Genomic DNA, 25,592 nt, shown 5'->3' with positions numbered 1-25,592 from the left:
ATGGATATACAAAAGATGGATCTTGTGGACCACTTAAGTGAATTGCGAAAACGACTGATTATTATCGTTGGAAGTTTTATATTATTAGTAACTTTGGCTTTGATCTATGTACAGAATATTTATCTTTGGTTAATCCAGGATTTATCAATAAAATTAGCAGTTCTGGGTCCAAGTGATATTCTGTGGGTTTATTTAATGCTTGCAGCTGTGATTGCATTAGCAGGTACGATACCGATTGCTGCCCATCAGATTTGGCTGTTTGTTCGGCCTGCATTATCTGAAAAAGAGAAAAAAGTGACATTAGCCTATATACCAGCACTATTTTTTCTTTTTATTGGTGGTATTTCTTTTGGTTATTTTGTCATTTTCCCGATAGTGTTTCAATTCTTATTATCGCTGTCAGAAGGCATGTTTATGGAATTTTTCACGACAGAGAAATACTTTCGTTTTTTAATTCATATGGTACTGCCCTTCGGTTTTCTATTTGAACTTCCTGTTATTATTATGTTTTTAACAAGTCTTGGGGTGCTGAATCCTTACCGTTTGCAAAAAGCCAGAAAGTATTCTTATTTTATTTTGATTGCAACAGCTGTGCTGATTACGCCTCCAGATTTACTTTCAGACATACTTGTTATTATCCCACTACTATTTTTATATGAATGCAGTGTTCTATTATCAAAGGTAGTTTACCGTCGGAAACAGAAATCAGACCTACTGGTAGAGTACGATTCAATTAAGTAGAAGATTTTTAAACATTATTAAACATGATATATGGTTTTCGCTTCTGACAAAACTTGAACTGAAACCATTTAGTTCGTAAAGTAGAATCTGCTACTTGATTCGACCACCTTATTTTATCCGAATCGTTTAGAATTACTTTTCCCTGAGAAACGATTTATGGCTCTTCCCCCTGCCTTCACAATTCAGGACTTGCTTCCAGTAAAGTAACCCTGTATCGGACGCATGCTAAAAACCTCCAGCTTTTCTTATGCTGGAGGCTTTGTTTTACATATTTAATTTACGAACCAGATAGCACGCTGTAAGCTAGTGTCTGAATTATTCCACCACAGTTTCGTCTGTAGAAACTTCATCTTCCACAGGATTGTCTGTATCTTCGACTTCTTCCTCAATCTCTTCTATTGGTGTCACTTCATCCAATGCTTCTTGAAGAGACTCCACTTCCTCACGGGCTGCTTCGATTTCCTCTTCAATTGCTTTTACTACTTCAGAGTCGGGATCAAGTTGGTTGTTAGTCAAGCCGTCTACTTCATTTTCCAGGCCATCTAATTGATTATCCAACGAATTGAGGGTGCCTTCTGTTGAATTGATTTCTCCTTTTGTAAGGACGCCTGCTTCAATGACGGCAGAGACTGTTTGAATTTCCAAGTTGATCGTTGTCACGGACTGCTCAATGCCAACGACTAATTCAGCCGTGTTTTCATCGCCAGTTTCTTCAGCTGTTCCTTCTTCGTTCTCTTCACTGTCCGTTTCTTCATCGGCCTCTTCTTCGTCATCGGATTCTTCGACCGGAAGAAGTGTTTGGTGTACCGACTGAAGACGCGCAACTTCCTCTTCCACTGCGTCGATGGCTACTTCAACTTCCAATGCTTCCGGAGACTGCGGATCAAGTTGATTATTCGTCAAGCCGGACAGTTGGTTTTCAACGCCATTCAGTTGGTTATTCGCTGAATTCAAGTCACCTGCGGCTGAATTGAGCTCCCCTTTTGTCAGAGAACCGCTTTCCAGTGTGATGGCAAGTCCCTGTACCTCTTGTGTAATGGAGGTCAATTTCTGATCAATCTGTTCAAGCTTTTCCAACGTATTTTCATCCAGAAGCGAAACTTCTTCATTTACTTGTTCCGGCGCTTCTTGGGCCAGCGTTGCTCCGCCAGCCATCCCTAATGTCAAGCTTAGCGACAGCGCAGATGTGCTTAACCACATAACTTTTTTGCTCATTCTGTAGTTCCTCCTCTTAAAAAATATTGTCTTCCTCCCTTATGCATTTCCCTTTTAAAACCATTTAAATATAAAAATATGTATAAAATTTCTAAATTTTTCACCAGTTAGTTCCTTTCTGATGTTTTGTTTTAGTCTCTTTGCTTATTCTTTAGAAAATGCATGGGGTTCTACCTGTTGAAATTTTGGAAGAAGAGAGCCAGGACAAGGTTCCCTTTGCTGTGAATGAAACACTTTCTTTTGCATTTATACTTAATTAAGATATAATAGACGTATAAACGCAAAAGAAAATGGTGAGAACTATGTCGTATACAACACACCTCCTGAAACTGATTACCAAACAGAATGGGCTCGTCCTGACTCGTGATGCGGAAGCCGCTGGCATTCCACGTCATTATTTAACGTTGTTGGCTCGCGAAGGCGTGATTGAACGCGTCAGCCACGGAATCTACGTGACCCCTGAGGCATACGAAGATGACCTGTATATGCTGCAGGCGCGGAGCCCGCAATTGATCTTTTCTCATGAAACGGCTCTTTACTTGCACGATTTGACGGACCGGGACCCCATCACGTATTCCGTTACGGCACCAACGGGCTATCACAACCGGCTTCTTACGGAGATCGGCTTACAGGTATATACGGTGAAAAAACAATGGCATGAGCTGGGCGTAACCGAAACCACTACGGTGCATGGCCGGCCGATCCGTCTTTACAACCCAGAACGGACGCTTTGTGACATGTTTAGGCAGCGGAACAACGTGGATCCGGATCTATTGAATGACAGCATGAAGCGATACTTAGCGAGGAAGGATAAAAATATCCCGCAGCTGCTGCGCTATGCCGAACAATTCCGGGTCTCCTCCCCGATCCGAAAGTATGTGGAGATTCTGCTGTGAAAAGCTCGAGACAAGTGAAAGACCTCATTAAAAACATATCCAAACACCGAGGAATAAATGCGCAGCTGCTTCTCCGGAATTACATGTTCGAACGGTTGCTTGAACGGATTGCCCATTCGAACTTCAGTCAGCATTTTGTTCTAAAAGGCGGGGTTCTCGTCGCTTCAATCATCGGGGTTGATTTGCGGTCCACAATGGACATGGATGCCACGATTCAGGGATACCCCATGACCCAGGAAGCAATTGAAAAAGCGTTCTTGGATATAGTGGCCATCCCCCTCGCAGATGGCATCACCTTACGTTTGATAAAGGTTGAACAGATCCGCGATGAAGCGGAATACACGGGATTCCGTTTATCCATTTTGGCACAGCTGGACCAAGTCCGTCTGCCGCTAAAGGTGGACCTGACGACTGGAGACAAAATCACCCCGAAAGAAATTCAGTATCATTATCAGCTCTTACTGGAAGAGCGCAAGATCAACATACTCGCCTATACGATTGAAACGGTACTTGCAGAAAAACTTGAAACGATGATTACGCGAGGGACAGCCAATACCCGACTTCGTGATTTTTACGATGTCTATGCCTTGCTCGAAACCCAAGAAGAAAACCTACAGGTCGATCAACTGCAAAAAGCGCTCCTCTCTACTGCACATCACCGCGGTTCTGATGGGTTGCTGGGAGAGGGAGACGCTATTTTACGAGAAATCTTTCAGAGCGATACTATGGAAGAGTTATGGCATCGGTATCAGAAGCAATATCCATACGCTGCCGATATTAGCTGGAAAGCTATCGAGAATGCCGTACTGCGGTTGTGGGAAATGAGCCATTGAATGCAAATAAGAAAGAAAGCTGCAAAATAAAGCTAGAGCATATTATTAACAACACCGAAAAAAATTTGTAATACAATGTATTACAAAGAACTGAAGGAGGTTTTATCCATGACCACTATTTCCTTGCGTGTGGATAATCGCGACAGCAAACTTATCCGCGATTATGCCAAATTGAAAAATACATCCGTTTCGAACTTGATGCGAACTGCCATCATCGAGAAGATTGAAGATGAACTGGATGTTGAGAATTTTGACCGGGCCCTTGCCAGCATGGAAAACACCCACTCCTTTGACGATGTCAAAAAAGAATTGGGTTTATAACCGACGATGTATGCTGTTCATTTTTCAGATGCAACGTTGAAGAAATTTTAAAAAATAGACCGGTATCAAGCCTCTCTCCTGATTGGCTGGATCGAAAAAAACTTGCAGGATTCCACTGATCCACGAACACAGGGCAAGGCATTGGTTCCAAACCACAAGGGCAAATGGCGTTGCCGTGTCGGTGATTACCGTATCCTGGCTTTAATCAAAGACGAAAAAATCATTATTACCATTATCGATGTTGGACACCGAAAAGATATCTACGAATAAGAAGACAGGTGCACACTCTTCCAGGGCTGCACTTGTTTTTTCGTATTCTACCGTTTGCATTTTATTGGAATGGCCATCGTGGAAATCTTTATCTCAATTGGTTTCTCCTCTGACTATAACCTCTTCCGTCCGGTTAATAAATTGGACGCGTTGCTTCGCGAATGGGTAGAATGAAAAAGAATACGATGATTACGAAGTTGAAGGAGTCTTATGATGAAAAGTACCGGTATTGTGAGGAAAGTTGATCAGTTAGGCCGCATTGTCACGCCGATTGAGTTGAGAAGATCCCTGGGCGTTTCGGTGGGCGATCCGATGGAAATATTCATTGAAGAAGATAAAATCATTCTCAAAAAATATGAGACAGACCGCACTTGTGCGGTGACTGGGGAAATCCTGGACGAAAACGTTGAATCCACTTACGTGAAAGGCTTGTATTTGAGCCCAAGAGGGGCTGAGATTCTGCTTAAGGAATTGCAGAGCTATACTCAATGATATGTATTCATATACTTCAGAGGATGGATGAAAAATGAATGAAAACCGATTTTTTGAGGACTTGATTATTAGCTTAGAACAAGCCATTGAAAATGCTAGGGACAATCGAGCAACATCAAAATCATAGTTTTACCAAACTATTTTTAAAAAAATTAATTCATTAGAAAAAGACTGCCGGGTTTAGATGCCCTGACAGTCTTTTCGTTATTCACTACCCATATATTTAACGATTTCGGTCATGCCTTCTTTGCTGATCCAAGCTTCCCCAATCCGGATCTCTTCGCTCGTCACCTTTCCGGTCACGGCACAAACATAGCGCTGCTTATGCGGCTCGATGATGATTTGTCGCTCATTATGCATAATGTCGACGGAATCCCCTTCTTTTAACTGAAAGATATCGAGGATCTCTTTCGGAATCACAATCCGGCCCAGTCGATTGATTCGTTTGGTATGCACAGCTCAACCCCCTTTAACCTCTTCTATCCCCTAAATTATTCAAGTAAAGACAATCCTCTATTGCCTTAACCTAAGTCGGGTTTAACCATCGAAACCTTTGGTTAAGAAAATCCGGTCTTGTTATAGCTAATTAGTTAAATGAATATAGAAAAAGACGGCTCAACCTTTATTAATACTAAATCGTCTTTCGAAGATCATTATTAATAATTGTTTTTTAAGTCGATATTATCATCAAATATATTCTTATAATCACAAATAACGATAAGAGAGGTTATCGCTACTTAGAATCTTAAAAATTGAATTGTTCTATTCCTCTCTCATAGTATGAGAATTATTGACAGAATTTCACTCCCACAAAAACCCATAATGATTCATGAGACAATCCAGAACACTTTTTTAAAAACCAGGTAGATATAATAGGAATAAAAAATCAACCTGGCCAGTAGAAGCCAGGTTGATAAAGTGTGCGTCATATGATTTCAATCAGAAGTTCTTTTTATCATCCTCTGTACGGTAATCGTAAGTGGATCCATTATCTGTATTAAAATCATTGGATTGAAGATGATTAAAGCCAGTGTCTTGAGGAACGTCTTGTGCAAGCGTATCATCTGCATGTGCAGAAGTTCCATGCATATAGCGTTCTTCCTCTTGAGTAGATTTCATATCATCCTTCGCATCTTGTTTCATTTGTTCTTTTTGCTGTTCGTAGTTTTCTTTGTCTACTTCAGCCTCATCAATTGATTTTTCCATACGATCTAGATAGCGAGAAGCGTGTTCACGTCCACCTAAACCAAATGCTAAACCAAATGCTAGGGCAACTCCACCAAGGATTAAGATAAACGCCGACTGGATGATTCCAGGTGCAATTCCTAATTGGCTAAGTGCCATAAAGAAAGCAAATCCGAGGATTGCATATTTAGCTACTAAGCGTAAGAAGTGTGGAGAACCTGATGCATCTTTCATCAAGCTACCTACGAGTTTCTCAGCTAAGTTAGCTAGCCAGAAACCTACCGCCAGAATAACTAATGCAGCGACTACCATAGGAAGGTAAGCAAATACTGCACTACCTAGTGATACCATGAAGTCTAGGTTGACAAGTTGTAGTGCTTCCATTACAAACAGAAGAACAATTAATACTTGAACAACTGTTCCGATGATTGAAGCTAAATCAAAGTTAGAAGAATTCGTTTTGTTTAGACCAATTTTTGAAGCTAAATTGTTGATACCAAATCCATTTAATAAGTTGACCACAAAATCTTTCACATATTTCGCTACGTAGATACCTACAAGTACCAATACAATAGCAACGATGATTTGTGGAATCATGGCCATGATGTCATTTAACATTGCAACGGCTGGTTGTGAAATACCATCAAGGTCAAGAATTTCTAAAGCTGTGATCGTAATTGGGATTAAAATCAAGATAAACGCAATCAATCCAGCAATTTTAGAAAGGCTTGTATTTGAAGTCGTATTTGTTGGTGTAGTTGTTGAATTATTTTTCAAATTCATTTTGTCCGTAAATTTGTCAATTCCAACAGCATGTAAGAATTTCTCTACTAGATTGCGAACTAATTTCGCGATGAAATACCCTATAGCAAATACGATAGCTGCAGAGACTAATTTAGGAATGAAATTAATGAAGCTAGATAACATGTCTTCAAATGGACCGCTTAAGCCATCAATTCCTAATGCATTTAATACAGCGGGTAAGAAAAGAAGGAAAATTAAGTAGTAAGAAACGTTGGCAACCGTGTCTGTCCACTTCGTTTTCTGTTCACCAGTAGCTGACATGCCAGTCTTTTGACCAAGTTTGTTGAAATCGACTTTGTTGCCCAGCATTTGGATGCCTTTTTTAACTAAGGTAGCCAGTCCCCAAGCAACTAGTAAGATCAAACCAGCTTTTAAAATGTTTAAGAAAGCGCCTGTCAATGTGTCATACATGTTCGCAAACGGAGCTGCGAATGTGTCGAGGTTAAGTATGTTAAAGAATAGAACGAATGCAAGGATGAGCAAGATGAAAAATACTACCTTACTAATAATCTTTTCGACTGACCATTTAGAGCGTGTGTTACCTAGACGTTCATTGAGGTTTAGTTTACGAAGACCTTTGAAGACTACTTTCTCAACAACTTTTGCGATAATAAATCCGATTAATAATACAAGCAATGCGAGAAGTAGGTCAGGTAGAGATGATAACATGTCTCTTACATAATATTCATTGAACAATAGAGTTCCCTCCTCTGTTTTGTTATAGGAAAAACTGTTTGATTTTCCTATATAGGTTATACCCACTGAACTGTGTAATAAAACTAAATTGAAGCTAACCGAAGAAGAAGTAATTATCTATAATGAAGATTCCTATACCACAGATAAACACGATGTAAAGTCTCACAATCGGAGTTAGGGGAATTAGGAAATTTACTGTCTCTGATCTTTCTTCTAATTATAAGTGGGATTATCGTGAATAACATAAATTGATTAAAAATTATGAGGTCGCAAAAATAGATTACTTATCAAGAGAGAAATAGAGAATTCATAGCAAATCCTCTCTATTATTAGCGTTTGTGATGAGACCTTTAAAATAAGAAGCTACGCTATACATTGAATATAGATAGATATTTTTTCAACTCATTTCTAACAAATACCTACATATAAAATTATGATTGACTATTCAATCATTACAAATATTACAAATTTTACAAATCAATTTAAGTTTATTCTTGTTTCAAAAAAGGTATTTCCTAAATAGAATCAACTTAATTACGAAAAGAACGAGGAGGATGTAAAATGGAAAATCGAGACAACAAGCTATATGGAATCTATGATACGGAAACTGAAATCCAAGCGGAAATGGATCGCTTACGAGCAGAAGGGTATACGGAGGAAGATATGTATATCGTTTCAAACAGAGATAATCAATATTCTATGTACCGTGGCTCTTCTGATTACAACACAAACGAAGAGAGCTCTTGGTGGGATCGTTTCAAAGCCTCTCTAACAGGTGAAGATCTTATTCGAGATCAACATTTTACGAACATGGGATTGTCAGATGAAGAACGCACACGCTATTCGAGCGAACTTGAAGCCGGAAAATATCTATTATATGTAGATAAAGATTACGGAAATCACTTCACTGGAAGTGTGGGTTCATATGATACAGGTAATACATTCGAATCTACTCATGAAGGTACGGAAGAAGAACGCTTAGAACTTCATGAAGAACAACTTCATGTCGATAAACAACGCGTTCAAACTGGTGAAATCGATGTAGAGAAGCATGTCGTAGAAGACACTCAGACTGTAGAAGTCCCTGTTGAGCGCGAAGAAGTCTATATCGAAAGACGTCCAGTCAACCAGGAGTCTTCTGTCCATTCAGAAGGTAACTTCGGTGAAGGGTCGACTCATGCTTACGAAGAAGAAGGACGCATTCACATTCCAGTGACGGAAGAACACGTCGAAGTGACAAAGAAAGATGTTGTCGCTGAAGAGATCGTCATCGGTAAAAAGAAAGTGATGGATACGGAAACCGTTTCTGAAACGGTTCGCCGTGAAGAAGTAGATATTCACGATTCTACAAACCAATTACGTGATACGGATCTAACAGACCGTGACCGTACAGATCGCGATCTATAATAAAGTTATCAAAAGAAGCCAGTTTCCCTGCTGGCTTCTTTTTTGATTTGATAATTAGTTGTTCTCTTCTTTTTGTGACTTTTAAAAAAAATCGTAGTTTAATCATAGTATATAAATATTTCGGTGCTTCCATCATTGGTCCCGGTGTATGCAATTCAAATGTTTCATCTTCTGAATTCAGACCCTCGTATTTGCTGAAGTCTGGCAGTTCGATCGAACGCCGACTTACCTTTTGTTGTCTCTTCTCTTCATCTTCTTCATGCTCTTTTTTGGCAGTCGAGAATCACTGTTTGAACTGCTCTCTATTCTCTTCTTCCTGACTTTGGTTTTTGAGTAGAAAGGATTCCCCCTCAATTTGCAATGCTTCTGAAAATGAAAGACGGGATGTCTCACCTATCAAAAGTCCTCTATATGCGAGTGTCTCATCAACCAGATCTGATACATACCGATGCACCCTGATATAATTGCGCTCATCAATTTGTGAGATATAGAACAAACTCTTCACTTCCATGTCGTCTCTTTGTGATGCGACTCGTGACGCGTAGTTCATGACTTTGAAGAGTTCTTTTTTATCGGTGTAACTTTCAATATCTCTACGCTTTACCCTATCTTCTTTGCTGACATTCATCGTAGTTCTTGATCTAATGGGATTACGATTTCATCTAGGCCCCTTCTCCACTCGCGTTTTAACTGTGGTCCATATTTAAATGGGATAGCGCCCGGATGGATTTCTTTATATTTGCCGAAGTCTTTACTATCGATGATTCCACCGATATTCGGTATTGGGTCGGCTCCTATTTGATACTGTACTGCAGATGCATGAAGTTCGCTTTCACTTACAAACCACGTATTTCTAAACTCTCGGATGGCTTGGTCATAGGCTTGCGTGAAGAACCGACGTTTCAGACTAAAGATGTCTTCAGAAGGATCTACTTCTTTCGCATCGATCGCATTCAATATCTCATTGTATACAGCTTTCACCACATCTGATTTCTTCAATTTCTGAAGTGCTTTCTCAATTTCTAAACGGACGTCCTGATTATTCGCCGAGTAGTCACCCAATAGCTTATCGATATAAGTAGAATCGATATCGTACAGTTTGATAGCATTTCCGGAAAAGAACTCGATTTCTGAGAAATCCGGTACAGTGCCTTCGCCTGGATCCCCGTCAATCGGTGGTTTCTCCTCCACTAAAGATCCCTTAACTGTGTTATAGACGCCAGCTGTCTCTGCAATAACCTGCACTTGCTCTTGCAAAGTTTTTGAGGTGGCGATGTCATCATTGTAATCATCATACGTGACGAGCGCTTCAAATGAATTGTTGAGTTCTTGAAACGCGACCACATAATCGATTCGATCCTCAATCGGCGAATGTTCATTGATATCCGGTGTCTTCTCCAGAATAGCCTTGAACGCTTTGTGTGCTTTCTTGAAGCGCTTCAACGACTCATCATATGTTGGATATACAAGTCCAGTTTCGGTGTTTTCGTTCGAATAGAGTCTCGTTGCGTCCTCCACGTTCTTCTCCATGGTAGCGGGTTTACGGAATGTAACAATGAGTCCTTTCGTTTTTCCAGGAAACGTACGATTCGTTCGAGAGAAGGCCTGGATCAAGTTCGCGTAACTTAAGTTCCGGTCTACAAACAACGTCTGTACAGTTGGTGCATCGAAACCAGTCAGCAATCGATCTACAACAATGACAAGGTCAACTTGTTTGCCGAACTGCTTGAACTCTGCACGCTTTCGAGCCAGTCGATTGTTGATATCCCCGTTATACCGTTCGATATCTTCCAGTGACCACGCCGTTCCGTAATAGCTGTTGTAATCTTTGATGATTTGACGCATCTCATCTTGGTTTTCTTTTGCATGTTCTTCATTTTCTTGAAGCGAATACGTGATAGCAACTCGTGGAAAATCTGGATCGTCGATTGTGCGACCTTTCCGAATCGGTTGACCTGCAAATTCTTTTTCCATCCACTCCGGATCTGAAGTCATTTCTTTGATAGCATGGTAATAGCGTTTTGCCATATCAATAGAACTCGTAGTCAAAATAGCTGACTTCTGTGGTCGACCATTTAAGAAATCGAACTTTGTATAGGCGTTGTCAGGACGTAATATCTTGTGAATCACCTTTTGGATATGGTCATCACTTTCATAGACACTGGTCGCTATGTAGGATTCTTTTTCCACGTCATCCATTTCATCAATCTTTGTGTTCAACTGTTCATCTGTCAGGTCTGCAGACGATTCAGTTGAACGGAGTTGCGTAAAGATATGATTATAAAGAGATGTGGATTCGATTGTGCTCTCATGTTCCACTTGGAAGCCGAGTACCGAACCATCTTCTAAAGCATTCTTGATCGTATAGCTGTGAAGAAGATCTCCGTACTGGTCACGTGTCGTCCGTGCAAGCTGCCCTTTTGCTTGTTTCTTGTTTTCATTGAAAATAGGCGTTCCCGTAAAACCGAACCACGTCGATTTTGGGAAGAACCCTTTGATGACTTCCATTCCTTCAGAACTCAAAGCTCGGTGGCATTCATCCACGATGAACACAATATGCTGGCCCATCAGTTTCTTGAACCGGTTCGTTCCATTCTTTTCTTCTTGTTGCTGTGCATAGCGAAGAGCAGCTTCAAGCTTCTGACGCGTTGTGATGATCACCGTATTGGAGTTGGCATCCGAGAGTAATGTTTCACTCAATTTTCGTGAGCTTTCTGTACCAACAATAAGGCTATTGGATTTGGCTGTTCCTGACGAGATACCTGTATTAAACTCAGACGCAAACTTTGTGAACTCACTCGTCGTCTGGCTGTCCAAATCTTTGCGGTCAATCAACATAATTGTCCGGTCGATGCCACTCTTTCTTGCAAGGAGCTTGGTCGACACAAAACTCGTCAGTGTCTTTCCGGAACCTGTCGCGTGCCAGACAAAACCAGACTCATGTTTATTGGCGGCTGTGAAAAGCGCTTCAATCGCATGAATCTGATACGGATGCAATACCATGAGTACCTTATTGTCTTGGTCTTCACTGACAATCGTATAGTTCGCAATGAGACGGTGGGCATCCGGAATATTCAACACTTGCTTTACAAACTCATATAAATTCTCCACACGTCGATTGTCTGTTGTGCGCCAGCTGAAGATAAACTTCTTGTGCATATCTTTCGGCATCGCATTTGCAAAGTAGCGTGTCGTCTGTTCATTCGAGATGACGAATAGTTGGAGTGTAGAGAAGATGTTGTTACGGAAAACCCCTTCTTCTGCATACTTTTTAATCTGGTTGAATGCTTGGAACACACCATCTTTGGCATAGACCTGTTTCAACTCAATCTGAACGATTGGTAAACCGTTGATCAAAAGCGTCACATCAAAACGACGGTCTCGTCCATCCTCATCTACTTTACTTTTCGCAATTTGATGAACGACTTCGTATGTTGAGATTCCTCCGCCAATGTCTTGGTTCGAATACAGAATCAATGACATCGAGCCTAGTGAAATATCCTCACGCTCGATAGTAATGCGCGCAATCCCGTTCTCACCTTTCAACCACTTTGCTGCATCGAAAGGTGTCTTCGTCTTGGATAATAGTTCTGTCTTGATTGTCTCAAACTCTTTATCTGTAATGGGATGCTCCCCAATCTCAGACAGATTGTTGCGCGTAATCTTATGGCGCAAGTTGTTCCAGAGGTCTTGTTCCGTCTTCAGATCTGGCCGGTAGTTCCACTGGTTATGCCCTTCACCTAAGACTTCAATCAATCGTCGTTCTACTTCAAGCTCGTCATTGTGAGCCAACTTCGTCATGGGATGTCCTCCTCCCTAACTATCTACACAAACATCTTCTGTAAGAATGCTTTTTTCGTTTCTTTCAAGGCATCTAATTCACGCTGATGAAGGGTGATGAGATTGTCGAGTTGCTGGAAAAAGGCACCGATTTTCTTTTGTTCCTCAAGATTAGGCGTGATTTGTGTATGGAATTTTTCAAGTTCTCGCATACCCAAATTTGGCTGAGTACCGCTAGATGCTTTATCTTTTACTTGGTTTTGTACCTTTCTTGTTTGCAATAAGAAATACAAAAAGTACGGATCAGACACTTCACCAACGCGCATGGCTGCTAATGGAGACCAAATATTAAAACGCTCTTTAGTTTCAACGATTGCCGTCTTACCGACAGTTGAACCTGACTTAACCAAGAAGACATCATGATATTGAGGTCTGTACTTTTTAGAGTACAACTCATCAGTCTCTTCAGAAATATATCCACGTTTTCTGTCAAAATCAATCTGATTATCAACGATTGCATCAACTGAGATAAATGGGATTCCACTTTCTTCAAGTTTGGGAGTTTCATGAGGTCCATCAGTAACAGGGTCTGCCAACATTTCACGAAGTTTACGCTGTTCCCAATCGCCAGTAAAACCTGAGAAACGAACTTCCGGCACGGACTCCCCTTCTTTTGGAAACATTTTTTGCAAGAATCCCTTTTTTGTTTGTTTGAGGGTGGTTAGTTCTTGTTCTTGAAAAACGATAGTTGCGTCTAATTGTTTAAAGAAATCAGCTATTTTAGTTTGTTCTTCTTTTTTGGAGAAAGACAAATTGACTTCTTTTAAATCTGAATTGTGCAGATGCACAACAGACTTTCCTTGAGCTCGTTTTATTAATTCTTTTCGCTGTTTACCGTTGGAGATAGACAACGCTAAAAATACTGAATCAATATCATTAGTTGGTCGTATAATATTTAAATCTCCACCCAAAATTATGCCTGGTTCTTTAACAACTGAAGCTCTTGAAATGTCTTCAGAAGTTTCTCCAGAAGATGGGACGATTACTTCATTACCTTTACTTACTACCGATTTTTCTTTTTCTATAGTAAATGTATCTACAGATTGAATAACAGTTTCATATTTTGTATATAATCGCCCATATAATATTATTGGTTCACCCTCATTAGTCAAATCACTTTTTGAATATCCATTACCTTTAGAGAAGTCTGCTAAATCCCCTAGCTTTTGTTGTTTCCAGTATTCGATGAATCCTGGAAATCGAATTTCTGGTGTTTGGTTATTTTTCACGATTAAATACCTCTAATGCACCTTTGATCCATTCTGCATTTTCTTCGTTAAATTGTAGCGAGGAAATCATCTCATATAAGTTAGATTCTAGTTCTGCTTTTTCTTTTCGAATATCTTTGATAGTTGAACCAATTAAAGCCATATCAATGGGCTCTTCTTCTTCAAACGTATTTACATATCGTGGGATATTCAAATTGAAGTCATTCTCTTTGATCTCATCAAATGTAGCAACGTGTGCATATTTCTCAACACTTTCTCGATTCCTATACGTTTCGACAACCTTATCAATATTGTCGTGGGAAAGTTTGTTTTGGTTCTTCCCTTTGATGAAGTCATTGCTTGCATCGATAAAGAGCACGTCACGTGTCTCGCGATCCTTCTTCAAGATGATGACTGTCGTTGGAATTGATGTACCGAAGAACAGGTTTCCTGGTAGGCCAATCACTGCATCGATGCTTCCGTCTTCCAATAGCTTCTTCCGAATGACACCTTCTGCTGCACCGCGGAACAGCACTCCGTGTGGTAAGACGATTGCCATCGTTCCCGAATCTTTCAAGTGGTAATACCCATGTAATAGAAAGGCAAAGTCTGCCTTCGATTTTGGTGCCAGCTTCCCGTAACGGTTGAAACGAGAGTCATCTAAGAACGTATCGTCAGCTGACCATTTCGCTGAATACGGAGGATTCATCAAAACAGAGTCGAATGTATAAGGCTCATCCGTCGGCCAGTCTTTATTCAATGTATCCCCATTACGCAAACGCATGTCTTCTTTGTCGACACCATGAAGAATTAAGTTCATCTTAGCCAAGTTAAACGTCGTCGTGTTCAATTCTTGACCATGGTATTTCACGCTATCTGGATAGTTTATGTAATTTCGAATATTTAACATCAAAGAGCCCGATCCCATTGTTGGGTCAAATACGCTAAATAGTTTCTTCTCTTCTTGACCCATTACAGCAATACGCGCCATCATGTCTGATACTTCATGCGGCGTATAGAATTCTCCTGCCTTCTTTCCGGCTTCAGATGCGAACTGACTGATTAAGAACTCGTAGGCGTCTCCAATAACGTCCCCACCATGCCCCATCAAATCAACATGGTTCAATTTCTTTAAGACTTCTGTGATGGTAATATTGCGTTGTTGGTCATCTGAACCTAACTTTTTCGATTTCAAATCCACATCATCGAATAGACCATTGAATTGATCAAACTCTGACGCCAATTGCACGAATGCTTTGTTTAGGTCGTTGAGTTGGAAGATGTTCTGCTGAGCTTGCGCAGCCAAGACATTGAATAAATATTCTGGTGCGATGACATAACCTAATGTATCGACCAATGTTTCTACTAAATCATCTCTGATTTCTTCATCTGCCATCAGTCCAGCAAATAACTCTGTCTGTTTCTGTTGTGAGTCATATTGTTCGAGTGATTCATCCGCGATAAGCACAACTTTTTCTAGTTGTTTGTCAGATAAATATTTATAAAAAATCAAACCTAATAAGTAGTTTTTGTATTCAGATGCGTCCATTTTGCTGCGCAGGTTGTCTGCCGCACTGAATAGTTTTTGGTTTAAAGTAGACACTCTATTTCCTCATTTCTTTTCTTCGTAATGATTTATGTAAGCTTATTGAATTGTTAATGGCTAGCCATAACTCAAATAGTATTTGCACGGATCTATTCAAATTTAAAAAAGGTAATCTATGTATAGTATAAATCAAGTGAGGGCTAATAACATGGGTGATTTGTTAGAGAAGACTCTACAATATTCTGGTGGAATTAAAAATAGCTCCCAGGGAATATTTCAATTAAGAAGATTGCTTCTTTAGTGAGATATTTCGCAGGAGCCCGTACAAAAAGAAGCAAAGTATAATACGCAAACTTTTCAGAAACAAAGTGCTGAATCAATACCTTATTTTTAAAATATAATTATGCTTATTTAAGAAATAAACTTAACGCATTAACAAGCACCACTCTTACTTTGAAGTAATATCAATCATAAACTTAAAGAATAAGATTCACCATTTTTCACCGATTCCAAAAGATCAATAGTTTGTTGAGAATATTTGTGTATTTTCGATCTACCTGTTGGAATTGCAACATGATAATTGTTATCCGAGTTTTTTATATTTTCTCCCTTATCCTTGAGTATTTGACCTATCAGTTGTTCAGCACCATGCCAGCCGTTATATCCTAATGCTTTCCCCACATCCGTCAATGTATAAGGAAATTGAAAATTGATTTCACTTGGATTATTTAAAAAAGATACTCCGTAAAGGTTTGGAAGAGATTCATCATCCTCCACAGCTTTTCTAATCATTTCAAAATTAACTTCTACACTTCTTCTAGGTATATCACTTCTTACTAACTTATATGTCCTTGCTAGTAATGCTCTTAAAAGTTTAGGATGTACATTTTCAACAGCTTTATTTGCTGACAATGCACTAAAAACCCATGAGAAAGAATTAGTTTCAATATATTTAACTCTAATTTCTCTCCTATTGATAACAAAGATCTTTTCTTTTGCTGGCTGAGCATCCTCAGATAGATTTTTATTATATGAAAGAAAGTAAATATTAGGAATTAATTCACCATTAATTGAAATGATTTCATCTATATCCGATAGTATTGATTGAATATTTTCATCGTTCCCACTATAACCCAAGAAAATAAGAGGATGTTCAGCAAAAAAAGTAAGTAATTTAGCGCTTAGGTATTTCTTTTTTTCAATAAACATCAAATAGTCATTTTCATTAAAAACTAAATCATTTGGTAATGTTATACATCCATGAATTTTAAAGATTTCACCTATAGACATAGTATCCGGCCTTAAGATTTGCTGACCAATAATAGGTTGATAGTCTAAAAAGATACTTTCAAGAAAAGTGTCGTAATTAGTTGTTATGACTGCATGTGGTTGGATATTTCTTAATAATGATAGTTCACTTTTCAATTCTACTCCGCTAACACTTTCAATATTATTAGGAGTTATTTCACTAAAGAACCTGCTAATCTCATATTTAATATACGCATCTTTTGGAATACCAGGTTGAAATAGATAATCAGGAAACTCTTGTTTATTATTCCAAGCCCATTTTCGGTAGTGTTCCGTGAAAATTGTACCGATTTGTTCTAAAGATTTTCCATCTTGTATATAATATCCAACCTCGTGTTCAATGTCCGAACATTTTTCTTTTAAATACTCTAATAGTTCAACCCAATTAGGAGCACTAAAATATCTCTTGGATAATCCTGAACCTACAAATAAGATAGGTTGTGTACCCATTTCGTCTAACACATTTTTAATGTCCTCAATGATTTCGTCCTGATATTTAATATAGTTTGTCAAACTGTTCCCTCCTAATAGATTGTATGTTTTAGAGATTTAATTGTATTAATAGAGTTATCCTTAAACTGATATCCTAAAATTTAAATCATATTTCAAATTTATGAATATCTATCCTTACGTCTATATCATTATATGGTTCCATATTTCAATCCATTTATTTTCATATTTAACCCTCACTGGAAAAAGTGTAAAGTTGTAAAAGAAAGTGAAACCCATTCGTTTCCTCGGTCGTTGTAGGAAGGATTAAAAAAATTTGTAGTAGAAATCACGGAGGTTAGGGAATGCAAAGTCGCGGGAAGAGTATCAATTTATATTTAATGGATGGCAATCCTACAGGACGAATCATCTGTACATTGGCCAACTGGACAGGGATTGCGTTTAAGATTCCACGAACAGAGCTGGAGAATTCGAAAGATCGTGCAGAACTTGCGCAGACAGGCGTGTACTTTTTATTTGGAACAAGTGAAGAGACCAATGAAGATGTGGTGTATGTCGGACAAGCTGGCGTGCGCAGAAATGGCGATGGTTTGCTGAGTCGTTTGATCGAACATAAGCGAAATGCAGATAAAGATTATTGGACAGAGGCTGTGATTTTCACGACTTCGAATAATTCGTTTGGTCCTACAGAAATCAGTTACTTGGAGAATCGCTTCTATCTTCTGGCAAAAGATGCCGGTCGCTACGTTGTGAAAAACGGCAACAATCCGACTCCTGGGAATATCACGGAGCAAAAAGAAAGTGAGCTTGAGGAATTCATTGATAATGCAAAACTGATGATGGGGGCACTTGGTCATAAATTGTTTGAGCCGTTGACAGAGAGACCTGTCGTGACGACGAAAACGGTCTTTTCTCATTCCGAAGAAGATTTGACGCTTTATTTATCGCGCACTATCCGAAAAAGTGGTGTGACGGTTCACGCGACGTGCAAGCAGACCAATGAAGGATTCGTCGTATTAAAAGGCAGCTTGATTGAAAAAGAAGACACGGAGAGTTTGCAACCGAATGTCATTGAGCGCCGTTTGAAGGCGAAGATTGATGAATCGGGAATTTTGCTTGAAGACGTCTTGTTCCCTAGCCCTTCCTTCGCGGCAGCATTTGTCATTGGCGGAAAAGCGAATGGTCTGACGGAATGGAAGACTAAAGATGGGGTTTCGTTGAAGCAAATGGAGATGGATTAAAGTAATTATTTACAGAATTCTCCTCTATGTATAAGATGGAAATAGTAGGCATATTGGTTAAAAAAGGTTTTCATCCTTATCCACTAAAGGGGACTGGCAAATGAACACGCACATTATCAACTGGGGACTCGCAACAATTTTTCTTCTATCTTGCATCAGTTTACTCATTATCTATTTTTCCGATTACACAACGGAGACTTTATCTGCACGCGCTTTACCAGTAGCCATCTTTGCTGGACTATTGGCGATAGCGACAGCAATTGCTTTCCGTAAACCACGAACAGCGTAGATTCACACGAGCGGCCTCCTTCATTTGCGAGGCCGTTTTTTTTTATAAAACTTTGGCGAAGTTGAAAGTATTTCTGCTTCTCAATCGTTATATATGTAAAGAGGTGGAATTCATGGAAGAACTGAGGCAAACGAAAGAAGCGACCCATCAGCAACATCTATGGCATGATGACCTGATGGATACATATGGATTAGAGATGACAAAGCTTGCTTACACTTATGTGAAGAACTGGTCGACCGCGCAAGACATCGTACAAGATGTGTTCGTCAAAGCGTATCATTACTATTCAAAGCGCGAAAAATTGCATTCCGTGCGAGGCTGGTTGATTCGCCTGACGATCAATCAATCGAAAGATTATTTGAAGTCTTCCTGGTTTCGCCGTGTGACTGGACTTGATTCCAAACACTCGACTGAGACAACTCAATCGGCGGAAGATACGCTCACGACGAATTCTTCCAACGCGCAGCTCAGCCAAGCTGTTTTGGCGCTGAAGCAAGATTATCGTGAAGTGATTTTCCTCTATTATTATGAGGAATTAACAGTCCGAGAAATGAGCGAAGTGCTGAAAGTAAAAGAAGCCACCCTCCATACACGATTGCGCCGAGCAAAAATGGAACTACACCACCAGTTGAAAGGAGAGGATTTTGTATGGGGAACGAATTAAACAACCTTAAAGAAGCTATGGATGAAACAGTTTTCGAACAGGCTAAATTTGATTCCACTTCCAAGCAAGCCGTTCGGGAAGCTCTTTATTCTCGTAAGGAAAAGCCCTTCTCCGCTTTCGCTGTTGTGGCTGCCGCTACACTTGTACTGGCGATTCTTTTAGGCACAACTACTTGGTTGCAGGCAACTCTCACATCGGAACAAGCGACAGTTCCGACAAAGCAATCTACCGCTTCTGTCATAGATGACGCTCACATCTTTGAAGGTATGATTTTTCGTGGACAAACGAATCCTGGCGACTCCTTCCAATTTATCAATGGAAACCTGGTCATTGTGACTGATCCTACAATGAGCGCTGTTCGTCCGTGGATCAATCCAGAAGACATGCCGACAGAAGGAGTATCAGAAGTTACCTATACAGATATTGATGTAGAACGGGACCAGTCACTATTTGTCATTTACAGTGCAGGAGAATTAATTTTTGAGCTCTATCAAACGGGACCACGACTGTATGAGGATAGCGAGGGCAATGTGTTTAGCACGGATCAGTATATCGAGGAAGCAGAGTTTTTAGTAGCCCGTGTAGAGGATTTTGAGTATGGATTTCAAATTGACGGTGGCCAGATTTTTGGAAACAATGCAAAAGGAATCATCATTTACATGGGGAATTTGGGAATGCGCGATGGGAATCTATCTGTACTAGATGAGTTCTTGCTTGAACAAGGATATAACAGTACAGATTCCATTTATTTAGAGTTTCCAAAAGCTCAAATCACTGTAGAAAACACCAAATACTTTATTCAATTAAATGACGAAGACTCATTAGAGTTTGAAAAGGTCGGAAAGCGTATCATCAAAGATGCGAATGGTCGAGAGTATTATTTAAATCAAATGCCGGAGTGAAAAAAGCTCCCAGGTAAGATTTCATAAGTGAAGTTAGCTTAATTAATGAGATAACCCCTGGGGTTGTCTCATTATAGAAGTTTACTCTTTATTGAAATCTTCCCTGGGAGCGTCTTTTATGAAGTATAGTCTTTATTGAAATCTTCCCTGGGAGCTTCTATTAATTGAGTGTCGGAATCTCCATTATTATGATTGTCCTTTACTTAGCGGGTCTCCTATTCAAACTCGTTACGCACCGCGGTGTCTATGCGCGCGAAGCTGGTGAAGAAGGCGAAGCACACAGCGAAGAAGAACAAGCCGAGTGGAGTAAATGGAAAGCACTCATTATCTTATTGATAGCCACACTTGCCGTCGCTTACGTATCGGAAAATTTGGTTCATACGTTTGAAGACGTGGGAGAAAGATTCGGTTGGAGTGAATTGTTTATCGGGGTGATCATCGTGGCGATTGTCGGAAATGCAGCCGAACATTCATCCGCCATTTTGATGGCTTGGAAAAACAAGATGGACATTGCGGTAGAAATCGCAATTGGTTCCACGTTGCAAATTGCGATGTTCGTGGCACCGATCTTAGTCATCGTGTCGCTCTTCATGGACACGCAAATGTCTCTTGTCTTTACAGTGCCGGAACTAGTCGCGATGGCGACCGCCGTCTTCTTAACCATTGCCGTCTCAAACGATGGCGAGTCGAACTGGTTTGAAGGGCTGACGTTACTTGCTGCCTATGTCATTATGGGTATTGGTTTTTATCTTCTGTAATCCTGTATATAAAAGGTAAATGGAGCGAGATCCTAGCTCATTTTTGAAGATTTCACTCTAACGTCAAACCTGCACCAAATAACCAAAAATCATCATCGGCCCCATCCCTAATGTACCTGCTGACTGACACAATTCTGCTTTCGTTTAGACTCAATTCGAGGCAGAGCCGAAGAATTGTGGCTGGTAAGAAAGCGCGGGAGAATTGTGGCGGACACAGGTATGTGGATTAGAGCGAAAATCCCAGCTCAATCTAAGATTAAGATATTGCTGCTTGTTACCAGCGATAAAACCAAAAACAGAGTGGCGGACCCTTTCAAAATGGGTCCGCCACTCTATTCTTCTTTTTACTGCCGATCAAGCACAATATCTTTCATTGAATCAAGCTAGTATTGCCACTCTTTTCATGCCGGAAGTAGTAGCCATAATCAGCACAAGCATTCGCTCTCGCCTCTACATGGTTTCTCATAAGACCAACAATCTCGCTATGACAAATGAAAGCGGGACTGCGCCTGCGCGAGGCCCGATTAAATAAATTATTAACCCGTCTATTAATATCAGTCACAGTTGCTAGTGTTCGATCTATTTCAGCGTATTAACCAAGCTTCCTAAACCGCTTATTGAAACTTCAACTTGATCACCTGATTTTAACCAAACTTGTTTTTCCTCTGAATAACCTAAAATTACACCTTCTGGGGTTCCAGTAAAAATGATGTCTCCTGGTTCTAAAGTCACAAACTTTGATATATAACTGATTAATGTTGCACAGCTAAATATCATATTTTTGGTATTACTTGATTGTCTTAATTCACCATTTACTTTACATTCTATATCAAGATTAGTAGGATCTACATCTTCTGCCATAAGCAAGTAAGGGCCTACAGGCGCAAAATCATTTAATGTTTTACCTAATAACCATTGACCACTTAACATTTGCAAATCTCGTGCTGACACATCATTTCCTATTGTATAACCTAGTACGTAATCAAGTGCATCTTCTTCAGAAATATCTTTACCTGATTTTCCCATAACAACTACAAGTTCTGCTTCATAGTCATATTTTTCTGCTACATTTGGAAGCTCAATAGTGTGCTTATGCCCAGTTAAGGTATTATTAAACTTACTAAAAACCACTGGGTATTCCGGAATCTTCATATTAGATTCTTTCACATGTGGAATATAATTTAATCCGATACAAATTATCTTTCCTGGAGAATCTATTACTGGACCAAACTCAATTTCATCCACGTTGAGTAAAGAAGAATTTGTTTCTTCAACATATTTGATTAATTTAATCAGTTGACTTCTTCCCTCATTAACATTCTCTAAAAGCTCACTAATAGTACTAGGAAAAGAAAATTCTGTTTTATTTTGAAATTGTTGAACATCTATTATTCCTTGATTAACTTTTATTCCTAATTTCATTTGATCATTATCTATAAATTGGAGCAATTTCACACGCATTCCATCCTTTACGTAATTTATTTGAATTGTTGTAGCAATCTGATCCAATTACTTTTTTAAGAAACATAATTAAAGTGCAATGCCATTTGTTTTTGAAATTTCTAGTAATTGGTTATACAAATTTTCTTCGATTGGTACACCTTTTTCTCTATTTGCTTTTTCACGTTTGAATTCTATCTCACCTGGCATAAATAATTCACTTGTATGCTCTGCTTTTTTAGAAGCTTTAACAAATGATGTTAAATCATTGACTCTTTGATTATATTCTTCTAAGTCCATAAAGAACGTAGGATCTATGGCCAACATAAAATGAGAGATTGATTGTTTATTTTCAGAATGGTACATAGATTCTATTGTTTTTGAATATTGTCCCCCAGAGATAATACCTGTAAGAACTTCAGTTAATACAGCTAATCCAAATCCTTTAGGACCAGCCATAGGTAATAAAAACCCACCATCAATTACATCATTAGGATTGCTGGTTTCTAGGCCATTTTTGTCTACTCCCCAATCCATTGGAATAGGTTCACCATTTGACTGATAGACCAAAATTTTACCAAGTGGAACATTACTTAAAGCCATGTCCAATAGAATAGGATCATTTCCCCCATTCGGGGCAGCAATAGATATAGGATTATTTCCAATGACTTTATCCGCACCTCCAACTGCAGGCATTAAAGGTTCAACATTGCTAATAACAATTCCAATTAAGTTTTCATTTGTAGCCAAAGTATTGTAATAAGCCGCTATTCCAAAGTGATTGCTATTTTTAACAACTGTAAGTCCTAAACCAGATTTTTTTGCATTTTTAATTGAATGTTGCATAGCTTTTGTTGCTACTACTTGACCCGGTCCAAAGTCACCATCTAGTAGTGAAAGAGCAGGACTGTCTTTTATAACTTCTATGTTCGCTTGTGCATTAATTAAACCCTTTTTAATTCTTTCAAGATAAATCGGTAGTCTTATGAATCCATGACTATGAATACCTCTATAATCTGCTATTAGCATTGTCTCAGTAACTAAAGCAGCATCTTCTTTGTTTAATCCCGCTTGAACTAAGCTCTCTACTGAAAAACTTGTAATTTTTGCTTCCTCAATATTCATTAGTAGTTCCCCTTTTCGTTTTTTAATACTTCCCTAATATAATTATCTTCTTTGTAAATTTTTTTGATTCGATTATCTACATCACTCAAGTGATTTGTTAAAGCTTCTCTAGCCATATTAGGATTTTGAGTTTCAATGGCATTAAGAATCATTTTATGAAATTGTAAAGACTCTTTCATTGCATTATCATCAATTGCCACTATTCTTTGTACTTTAATAATTAATTCCGAAATTGTACGATGTAGGAAGAGCATAACAGAATTGTTTGCAGCTAAAGCTATTTCATTATGAAAGGCTATATCAGCTTCAATATAAAGATTTCTATCTTTCATGCTTAGTGCATTTTCCATGACTTCAGTAAAACCATTTAACTTCATAATGTTTTCACGAGAACGATTCATAGTTGCCAGTGTTACAAGCTCCCTTTCAAGCATTAAACGTGTTTGATGGATATCTTTATAACTATTTTGGGAATTTAGGATTATCTGTAAAGTGAGTGATTCTTCAATGATTCCACCAAAGCTAGCTTGAACATAAGTGCCAGTCGTGTTTCTAATAAGCAAACCTTGAAGCTCTAAAACTCTTAAAGCTTCTCTAACAGACGTTCTACTAACATCAAACATTTGACATAGTTCACGTTCGTTTGGTAGTTTGTCACCTATCTCTAATTCTCTACGTACAATCATTTCTTTTAATTGTGCTACTACATGATCTGACAAATTTTTCTTCTTAACAGGTTGAACGTTCATAAAAATCATCTCACTTTAATTTATTCTCGAAACTCTATATTGATAAGTCGCTGTTATAACTCACGGATTAAATTTGCTGCTAATTTTGTTCTTTCGTAAAGTGAAGATACAATTATATGTTCTTCTACTGTATGAATATTAAACATGTAGGGTCCTAGACCATCGACAGTAGGCGTGCCAAAGTCTGCATAAAAATTACAATCTGCAGGCGATTTTGACATTTCTTCAGGTAATTCAATATTTAATTTTGCAGCAATATCTGAAATTTGTTTATGTAACAAAATATTTTGTTCGCTACGTTCCATTGGCGGAAATAACAAATTTAATTCTGTAATAATTTCACTTTCTGAATTTGCTTTTTGATTAGGTAAGTCTTCTAATATATATTTTTTAATTTGTTCATAAGCTGCAAACGATTTAAATGTTACCCAAAATTCACCTTCTGCCTTATCAGCAACTACACTTGGGCCTCTACCTCCGCTTATTGGAGATACATTATAATGAATTCCGTTAGAATCATCATCTTGTTTATTTAAATTAATAATTACATTAGCCAACTCTACTATTGCATTTACGCCTGGCCCATTATCCAAACATGCGTGGGCGCTTTTTCCACTCACAACAATTTTTCCTTCTGCCAAGCCATACCTACTAGTAAGGATGCCATTCCTTTTTCTTCCTGGCTCAAAAGATAAAACAGCCATTGCATTCGTAGCCTCTTTTTTAAATAATTCTTTAGAGGAGGGAGATCCGACTTCCTCATCACAATTAAAAATTATTACTATTTCTTTCTTTGGCATTAAATTGGCTTTTACTAAAGTTTTTAAAGCAGTTAAAATTGTCACTACGCCACCCTTACAATCTGCCACTCCAAGGCCGTAAGCGAATTCTCCATCAACTCGAAAAGGATGTTTTTTGGCATCGCCTTCCTTAAAAACAGTATCTAGGTGCGCAGCTAAGATCAATTTCTCTGAAAATATTCCCTTGTTAATTCTGGCTAGTATATGCGTACCGTAATACGGATTATATATTTCTTCAATTTCAGCACCAATCAACTGTAGTTGTTTCTTAATAATTTCTACCAGTTCTTTATTACCCTTAATATTTCCACTACCACTATCAATATTACAGAGTTCCTCTAGTAAATTTAATTGTGTAGACTTATTATTTTCTATTGTTTCACAAATCAACTTTGCATTAATATCCAACGTC

Annotated in this window: 23 protein-coding genes and 1 pseudogene; 12 read left to right on the top strand and 12 right to left on the bottom strand. The window is 38.8% G+C overall.

The window, feature by feature from the left end; genetic code table 11:
• Nucleotides 1–741, top strand: coding sequence for a twin-arginine translocase subunit TatC (gene tatC, locus ACF3OH_RS02305; RefSeq protein WP_392455609.1), 741 nt, complete (start codon nucleotides 1–3; stop codon nucleotides 739–741).
• A gap of 315 nt (nucleotides 742–1,056) precedes the next feature.
• Here the strand turns inward: tatC and ACF3OH_RS02300 are convergent, their stop codons facing one another.
• Complete coding sequence (locus ACF3OH_RS02300) at nucleotides 1,057–1,956, bottom strand: hypothetical protein (RefSeq protein ID WP_392455608.1); 900 nt, start codon at nucleotides 1,954–1,956, stop codon at nucleotides 1,057–1,059.
• 302 nt (nucleotides 1,957–2,258) lie between these two features.
• Between ACF3OH_RS02300 and ACF3OH_RS02295 the strand changes: the two genes are divergently transcribed.
• The 5 genes from ACF3OH_RS02295 to ACF3OH_RS02275 all read left to right on the top strand — a co-directional run bounded on the left by ACF3OH_RS02295 (nucleotide 2,259) and on the right by ACF3OH_RS02275 (nucleotide 4,768).
• Nucleotides 2,259–2,852 carry a type IV toxin-antitoxin system AbiEi family antitoxin domain-containing protein gene (locus ACF3OH_RS02295; protein WP_392455607.1) on the top strand — a complete coding sequence of 198 codons (594 nt, stop codon included), beginning with the start codon at nucleotides 2,259–2,261 and terminating at the stop codon, nucleotides 2,850–2,852.
• Nucleotides 2,849–3,685, top strand: a complete 837-nt coding sequence (locus ACF3OH_RS02290) for a nucleotidyl transferase AbiEii/AbiGii toxin family protein (RefSeq protein ID WP_392455605.1) — start codon at nucleotides 2,849–2,851, stop codon at nucleotides 3,683–3,685. Before ACF3OH_RS02295 ends, ACF3OH_RS02290 begins: the two co-directional genes overlap by 4 nt.
• A 108-nt stretch (nucleotides 3,686–3,793) precedes the next feature.
• Nucleotides 3,794–4,006, top strand: coding sequence for a type II toxin-antitoxin system RelB family antitoxin (gene relB, locus ACF3OH_RS02285; RefSeq protein WP_392455604.1), 213 nt, complete (start codon nucleotides 3,794–3,796; stop codon nucleotides 4,004–4,006).
• 54 nt (nucleotides 4,007–4,060) lie between these two features.
• Nucleotides 4,061–4,276: a type II toxin-antitoxin system RelE/ParE family toxin gene (locus ACF3OH_RS02280; RefSeq protein WP_392456675.1), complete on the top strand. Its 216-nt coding sequence runs from the start codon at nucleotides 4,061–4,063 to the stop codon at nucleotides 4,274–4,276.
• A gap of 213 nt (nucleotides 4,277–4,489) precedes the next feature.
• Complete coding sequence (locus ACF3OH_RS02275; RefSeq protein WP_392455603.1) at nucleotides 4,490–4,768, top strand: AbrB/MazE/SpoVT family DNA-binding domain-containing protein; 279 nt, start codon at nucleotides 4,490–4,492, stop codon at nucleotides 4,766–4,768.
• A gap of 204 nt (nucleotides 4,769–4,972) precedes the next feature.
• On the opposite strand, the gene ACF3OH_RS02270 is transcribed toward ACF3OH_RS02275, so the two are convergent.
• Complete coding sequence (locus ACF3OH_RS02270; RefSeq protein ID WP_392455602.1) at nucleotides 4,973–5,224, bottom strand: AbrB/MazE/SpoVT family DNA-binding domain-containing protein; 252 nt, start codon at nucleotides 5,222–5,224, stop codon at nucleotides 4,973–4,975.
• Nucleotides 5,225–5,707: 483 nt separating this feature from the next.
• Complete coding sequence (locus ACF3OH_RS02265) at nucleotides 5,708–7,453, bottom strand: mechanosensitive ion channel (protein WP_392455600.1); 1,746 nt, start codon at nucleotides 7,451–7,453, stop codon at nucleotides 5,708–5,710.
• A 561-nt stretch (nucleotides 7,454–8,014) separates the two neighbouring features.
• Here ACF3OH_RS02265 and ACF3OH_RS02260 point away from each other — a divergent pair.
• The gene (locus tag ACF3OH_RS02260; RefSeq protein ID WP_342526654.1) at nucleotides 8,015–8,860 is read left to right on the top strand and encodes a DUF2382 domain-containing protein; all 846 of its coding nucleotides are present in this window, start codon (nucleotides 8,015–8,017) and stop codon (nucleotides 8,858–8,860) included.
• A 283-nt stretch (nucleotides 8,861–9,143) separates the two neighbouring features.
• On the opposite strand, the gene ACF3OH_RS02255 is transcribed toward ACF3OH_RS02260, so the two are convergent.
• From ACF3OH_RS02255 to ACF3OH_RS02235, 5 genes are all read right to left on the bottom strand, one after another.
• Nucleotides 9,144–9,488, bottom strand: coding sequence for a hypothetical protein (locus tag ACF3OH_RS02255; RefSeq protein ID WP_392455599.1), 345 nt, complete (start codon nucleotides 9,486–9,488; stop codon nucleotides 9,144–9,146).
• On the bottom strand, nucleotides 9,485–12,661 hold the full coding sequence (locus ACF3OH_RS02250; RefSeq protein WP_392455598.1) for a type I restriction endonuclease subunit R: 3,177 nt from the start codon (nucleotides 12,659–12,661) through the stop codon (nucleotides 9,485–9,487). The genes ACF3OH_RS02255 and ACF3OH_RS02250 overlap by 4 nt, the downstream gene beginning before the upstream one ends.
• Before the next feature lie 23 nt (nucleotides 12,662–12,684).
• A complete protein-coding gene (locus ACF3OH_RS02245) occupies nucleotides 12,685–13,929 on the bottom strand; it encodes a restriction endonuclease subunit S (protein WP_392455597.1) in 1,245 nt (414 codons plus the stop codon).
• Nucleotides 13,919–15,511 carry a type I restriction-modification system subunit M gene (locus ACF3OH_RS02240; RefSeq protein ID WP_392455596.1) on the bottom strand — a complete coding sequence of 531 codons (1,593 nt, stop codon included), beginning with the start codon at nucleotides 15,509–15,511 and terminating at the stop codon, nucleotides 13,919–13,921. The genes ACF3OH_RS02245 and ACF3OH_RS02240 overlap by 11 nt, the downstream gene beginning before the upstream one ends.
• A gap of 411 nt (nucleotides 15,512–15,922) precedes the next feature.
• On the bottom strand, nucleotides 15,923–17,275 hold the full coding sequence (locus tag ACF3OH_RS02235; RefSeq protein WP_392455595.1) for an SIR2 family protein: 1,353 nt from the start codon (nucleotides 17,273–17,275) through the stop codon (nucleotides 15,923–15,925).
• Between the two features lie 281 nt (nucleotides 17,276–17,556).
• On the opposite strand from ACF3OH_RS02235, the gene ACF3OH_RS02230 reads away from it, so the two are divergent.
• The 5 genes and pseudogenes from ACF3OH_RS02230 to cax form a co-directional block, all read left to right on the top strand.
• Nucleotides 17,557–18,453 carry a GIY-YIG nuclease family protein gene (locus tag ACF3OH_RS02230; RefSeq protein WP_392455594.1) on the top strand — a complete coding sequence of 299 codons (897 nt, stop codon included), beginning with the start codon at nucleotides 17,557–17,559 and terminating at the stop codon, nucleotides 18,451–18,453.
• A 100-nt stretch (nucleotides 18,454–18,553) separates the two neighbouring features.
• Complete coding sequence (locus ACF3OH_RS02225; protein WP_204590446.1) at nucleotides 18,554–18,742, top strand: hypothetical protein; 189 nt, start codon at nucleotides 18,554–18,556, stop codon at nucleotides 18,740–18,742.
• Between the two features lie 112 nt (nucleotides 18,743–18,854).
• A complete protein-coding gene (locus tag ACF3OH_RS02220) occupies nucleotides 18,855–19,406 on the top strand; it encodes a sigma-70 family RNA polymerase sigma factor (RefSeq protein ID WP_392455593.1) in 552 nt (183 codons plus the stop codon).
• Complete coding sequence (locus ACF3OH_RS02215) at nucleotides 19,391–20,308, top strand: hypothetical protein (RefSeq protein WP_392455592.1); 918 nt, start codon at nucleotides 19,391–19,393, stop codon at nucleotides 20,306–20,308. The genes ACF3OH_RS02220 and ACF3OH_RS02215 overlap by 16 nt, the downstream gene beginning before the upstream one ends.
• A gap of 164 nt (nucleotides 20,309–20,472) precedes the next feature.
• Nucleotides 20,473–21,066 (top strand): annotated as a pseudogene (gene cax, locus ACF3OH_RS02210) (calcium/proton exchanger); the annotation flags it as partial.
• Nucleotides 21,067–21,645: 579 nt separating this feature from the next.
• On the opposite strand, the gene ACF3OH_RS02205 reads toward cax, so the two are convergent.
• The 4 genes from ACF3OH_RS02205 to ACF3OH_RS02190 all read right to left on the bottom strand — a co-directional run bounded on the left by ACF3OH_RS02205 (nucleotide 21,646) and on the right by ACF3OH_RS02190 (nucleotide 25,588).
• Nucleotides 21,646–22,521 (bottom strand): fumarylacetoacetate hydrolase family protein, encoded by an 876-nt coding sequence (locus ACF3OH_RS02205; protein ID WP_392455591.1) that lies wholly within the window; start codon nucleotides 22,519–22,521, stop codon nucleotides 21,646–21,648.
• Nucleotides 22,522–22,596: 75 nt separating this feature from the next.
• A complete protein-coding gene (locus tag ACF3OH_RS02200; protein WP_392455590.1) occupies nucleotides 22,597–23,631 on the bottom strand; it encodes an Ldh family oxidoreductase in 1,035 nt (344 codons plus the stop codon).
• Entirely contained in the window at nucleotides 23,631–24,380 is a 750-nt protein-coding gene (locus ACF3OH_RS02195; protein ID WP_392455589.1) for a FadR/GntR family transcriptional regulator, read from the bottom strand. The genes ACF3OH_RS02200 and ACF3OH_RS02195 overlap by 1 nt, the downstream gene beginning before the upstream one ends.
• Before the next feature lie 53 nt (nucleotides 24,381–24,433).
• Entirely contained in the window at nucleotides 24,434–25,588 is a 1,155-nt protein-coding gene (locus tag ACF3OH_RS02190) for a M20/M25/M40 family metallo-hydrolase (RefSeq protein WP_392455588.1), read from the bottom strand.
• Between the last annotated feature and the right edge of the window lie 4 nt (nucleotides 25,589–25,592).

This window comes from Chryseomicrobium aureum, assembly GCF_043182735.1.
Lineage (GTDB): Bacteria > Bacillota > Bacilli > Bacillales_A > Planococcaceae > Chryseomicrobium > Chryseomicrobium aureum.
Note: the sequence above shows the minus strand (reverse complement) of the source record. Positions and strands in the feature narration are given on the sequence as shown.

Excerpts from the sequence above, each read along its gene's own strand:
- tatC (WP_392455609.1), top strand. The coding sequence starts at position 1 with ATGGATATACAAAAGATGGATCTTGTGGACCACTTAAGTGAATTGCGA.
- ACF3OH_RS02300 (WP_392455608.1), bottom strand. The coding sequence starts at position 1,956 with ATGAGCAAAAAAGTTATGTGGTTAAGCACATCTGCGCTGTCGCTAAGC.
- ACF3OH_RS02295 (WP_392455607.1), top strand. The coding sequence starts at position 2,259 with ATGTCGTATACAACACACCTCCTGAAACTGATTACCAAACAGAATGGG.
- relB (WP_392455604.1), top strand. The coding sequence starts at position 3,794 with ATGACCACTATTTCCTTGCGTGTGGATAATCGCGACAGCAAACTTATC.
- ACF3OH_RS02275 (WP_392455603.1), top strand. The coding sequence starts at position 4,490 with ATGAAAAGTACCGGTATTGTGAGGAAAGTTGATCAGTTAGGCCGCATT.
- ACF3OH_RS02260 (WP_342526654.1), top strand. The coding sequence starts at position 8,015 with ATGGAAAATCGAGACAACAAGCTATATGGAATCTATGATACGGAAACT.
- ACF3OH_RS02255 (WP_392455599.1), bottom strand. The coding sequence starts at position 9,488 with ATGAATGTCAGCAAAGAAGATAGGGTAAAGCGTAGAGATATTGAAAGT.
- ACF3OH_RS02250 (WP_392455598.1), bottom strand. The coding sequence starts at position 12,661 with ATGACGAAGTTGGCTCACAATGACGAGCTTGAAGTAGAACGACGATTG.
- ACF3OH_RS02230 (WP_392455594.1), top strand. The coding sequence starts at position 17,557 with ATGCAAAGTCGCGGGAAGAGTATCAATTTATATTTAATGGATGGCAAT.
- ACF3OH_RS02225 (WP_204590446.1), top strand. The coding sequence starts at position 18,554 with ATGAACACGCACATTATCAACTGGGGACTCGCAACAATTTTTCTTCTA.
- ACF3OH_RS02220 (WP_392455593.1), top strand. The coding sequence starts at position 18,855 with ATGGAAGAACTGAGGCAAACGAAAGAAGCGACCCATCAGCAACATCTA.
- ACF3OH_RS02215 (WP_392455592.1), top strand. The coding sequence starts at position 19,391 with ATGGGGAACGAATTAAACAACCTTAAAGAAGCTATGGATGAAACAGTT.
- ACF3OH_RS02200 (WP_392455590.1), bottom strand. The coding sequence starts at position 23,631 with ATGAATATTGAGGAAGCAAAAATTACAAGTTTTTCAGTAGAGAGCTTA.
- ACF3OH_RS02195 (WP_392455589.1), bottom strand. The coding sequence starts at position 24,380 with ATGAACGTTCAACCTGTTAAGAAGAAAAATTTGTCAGATCATGTAGTA.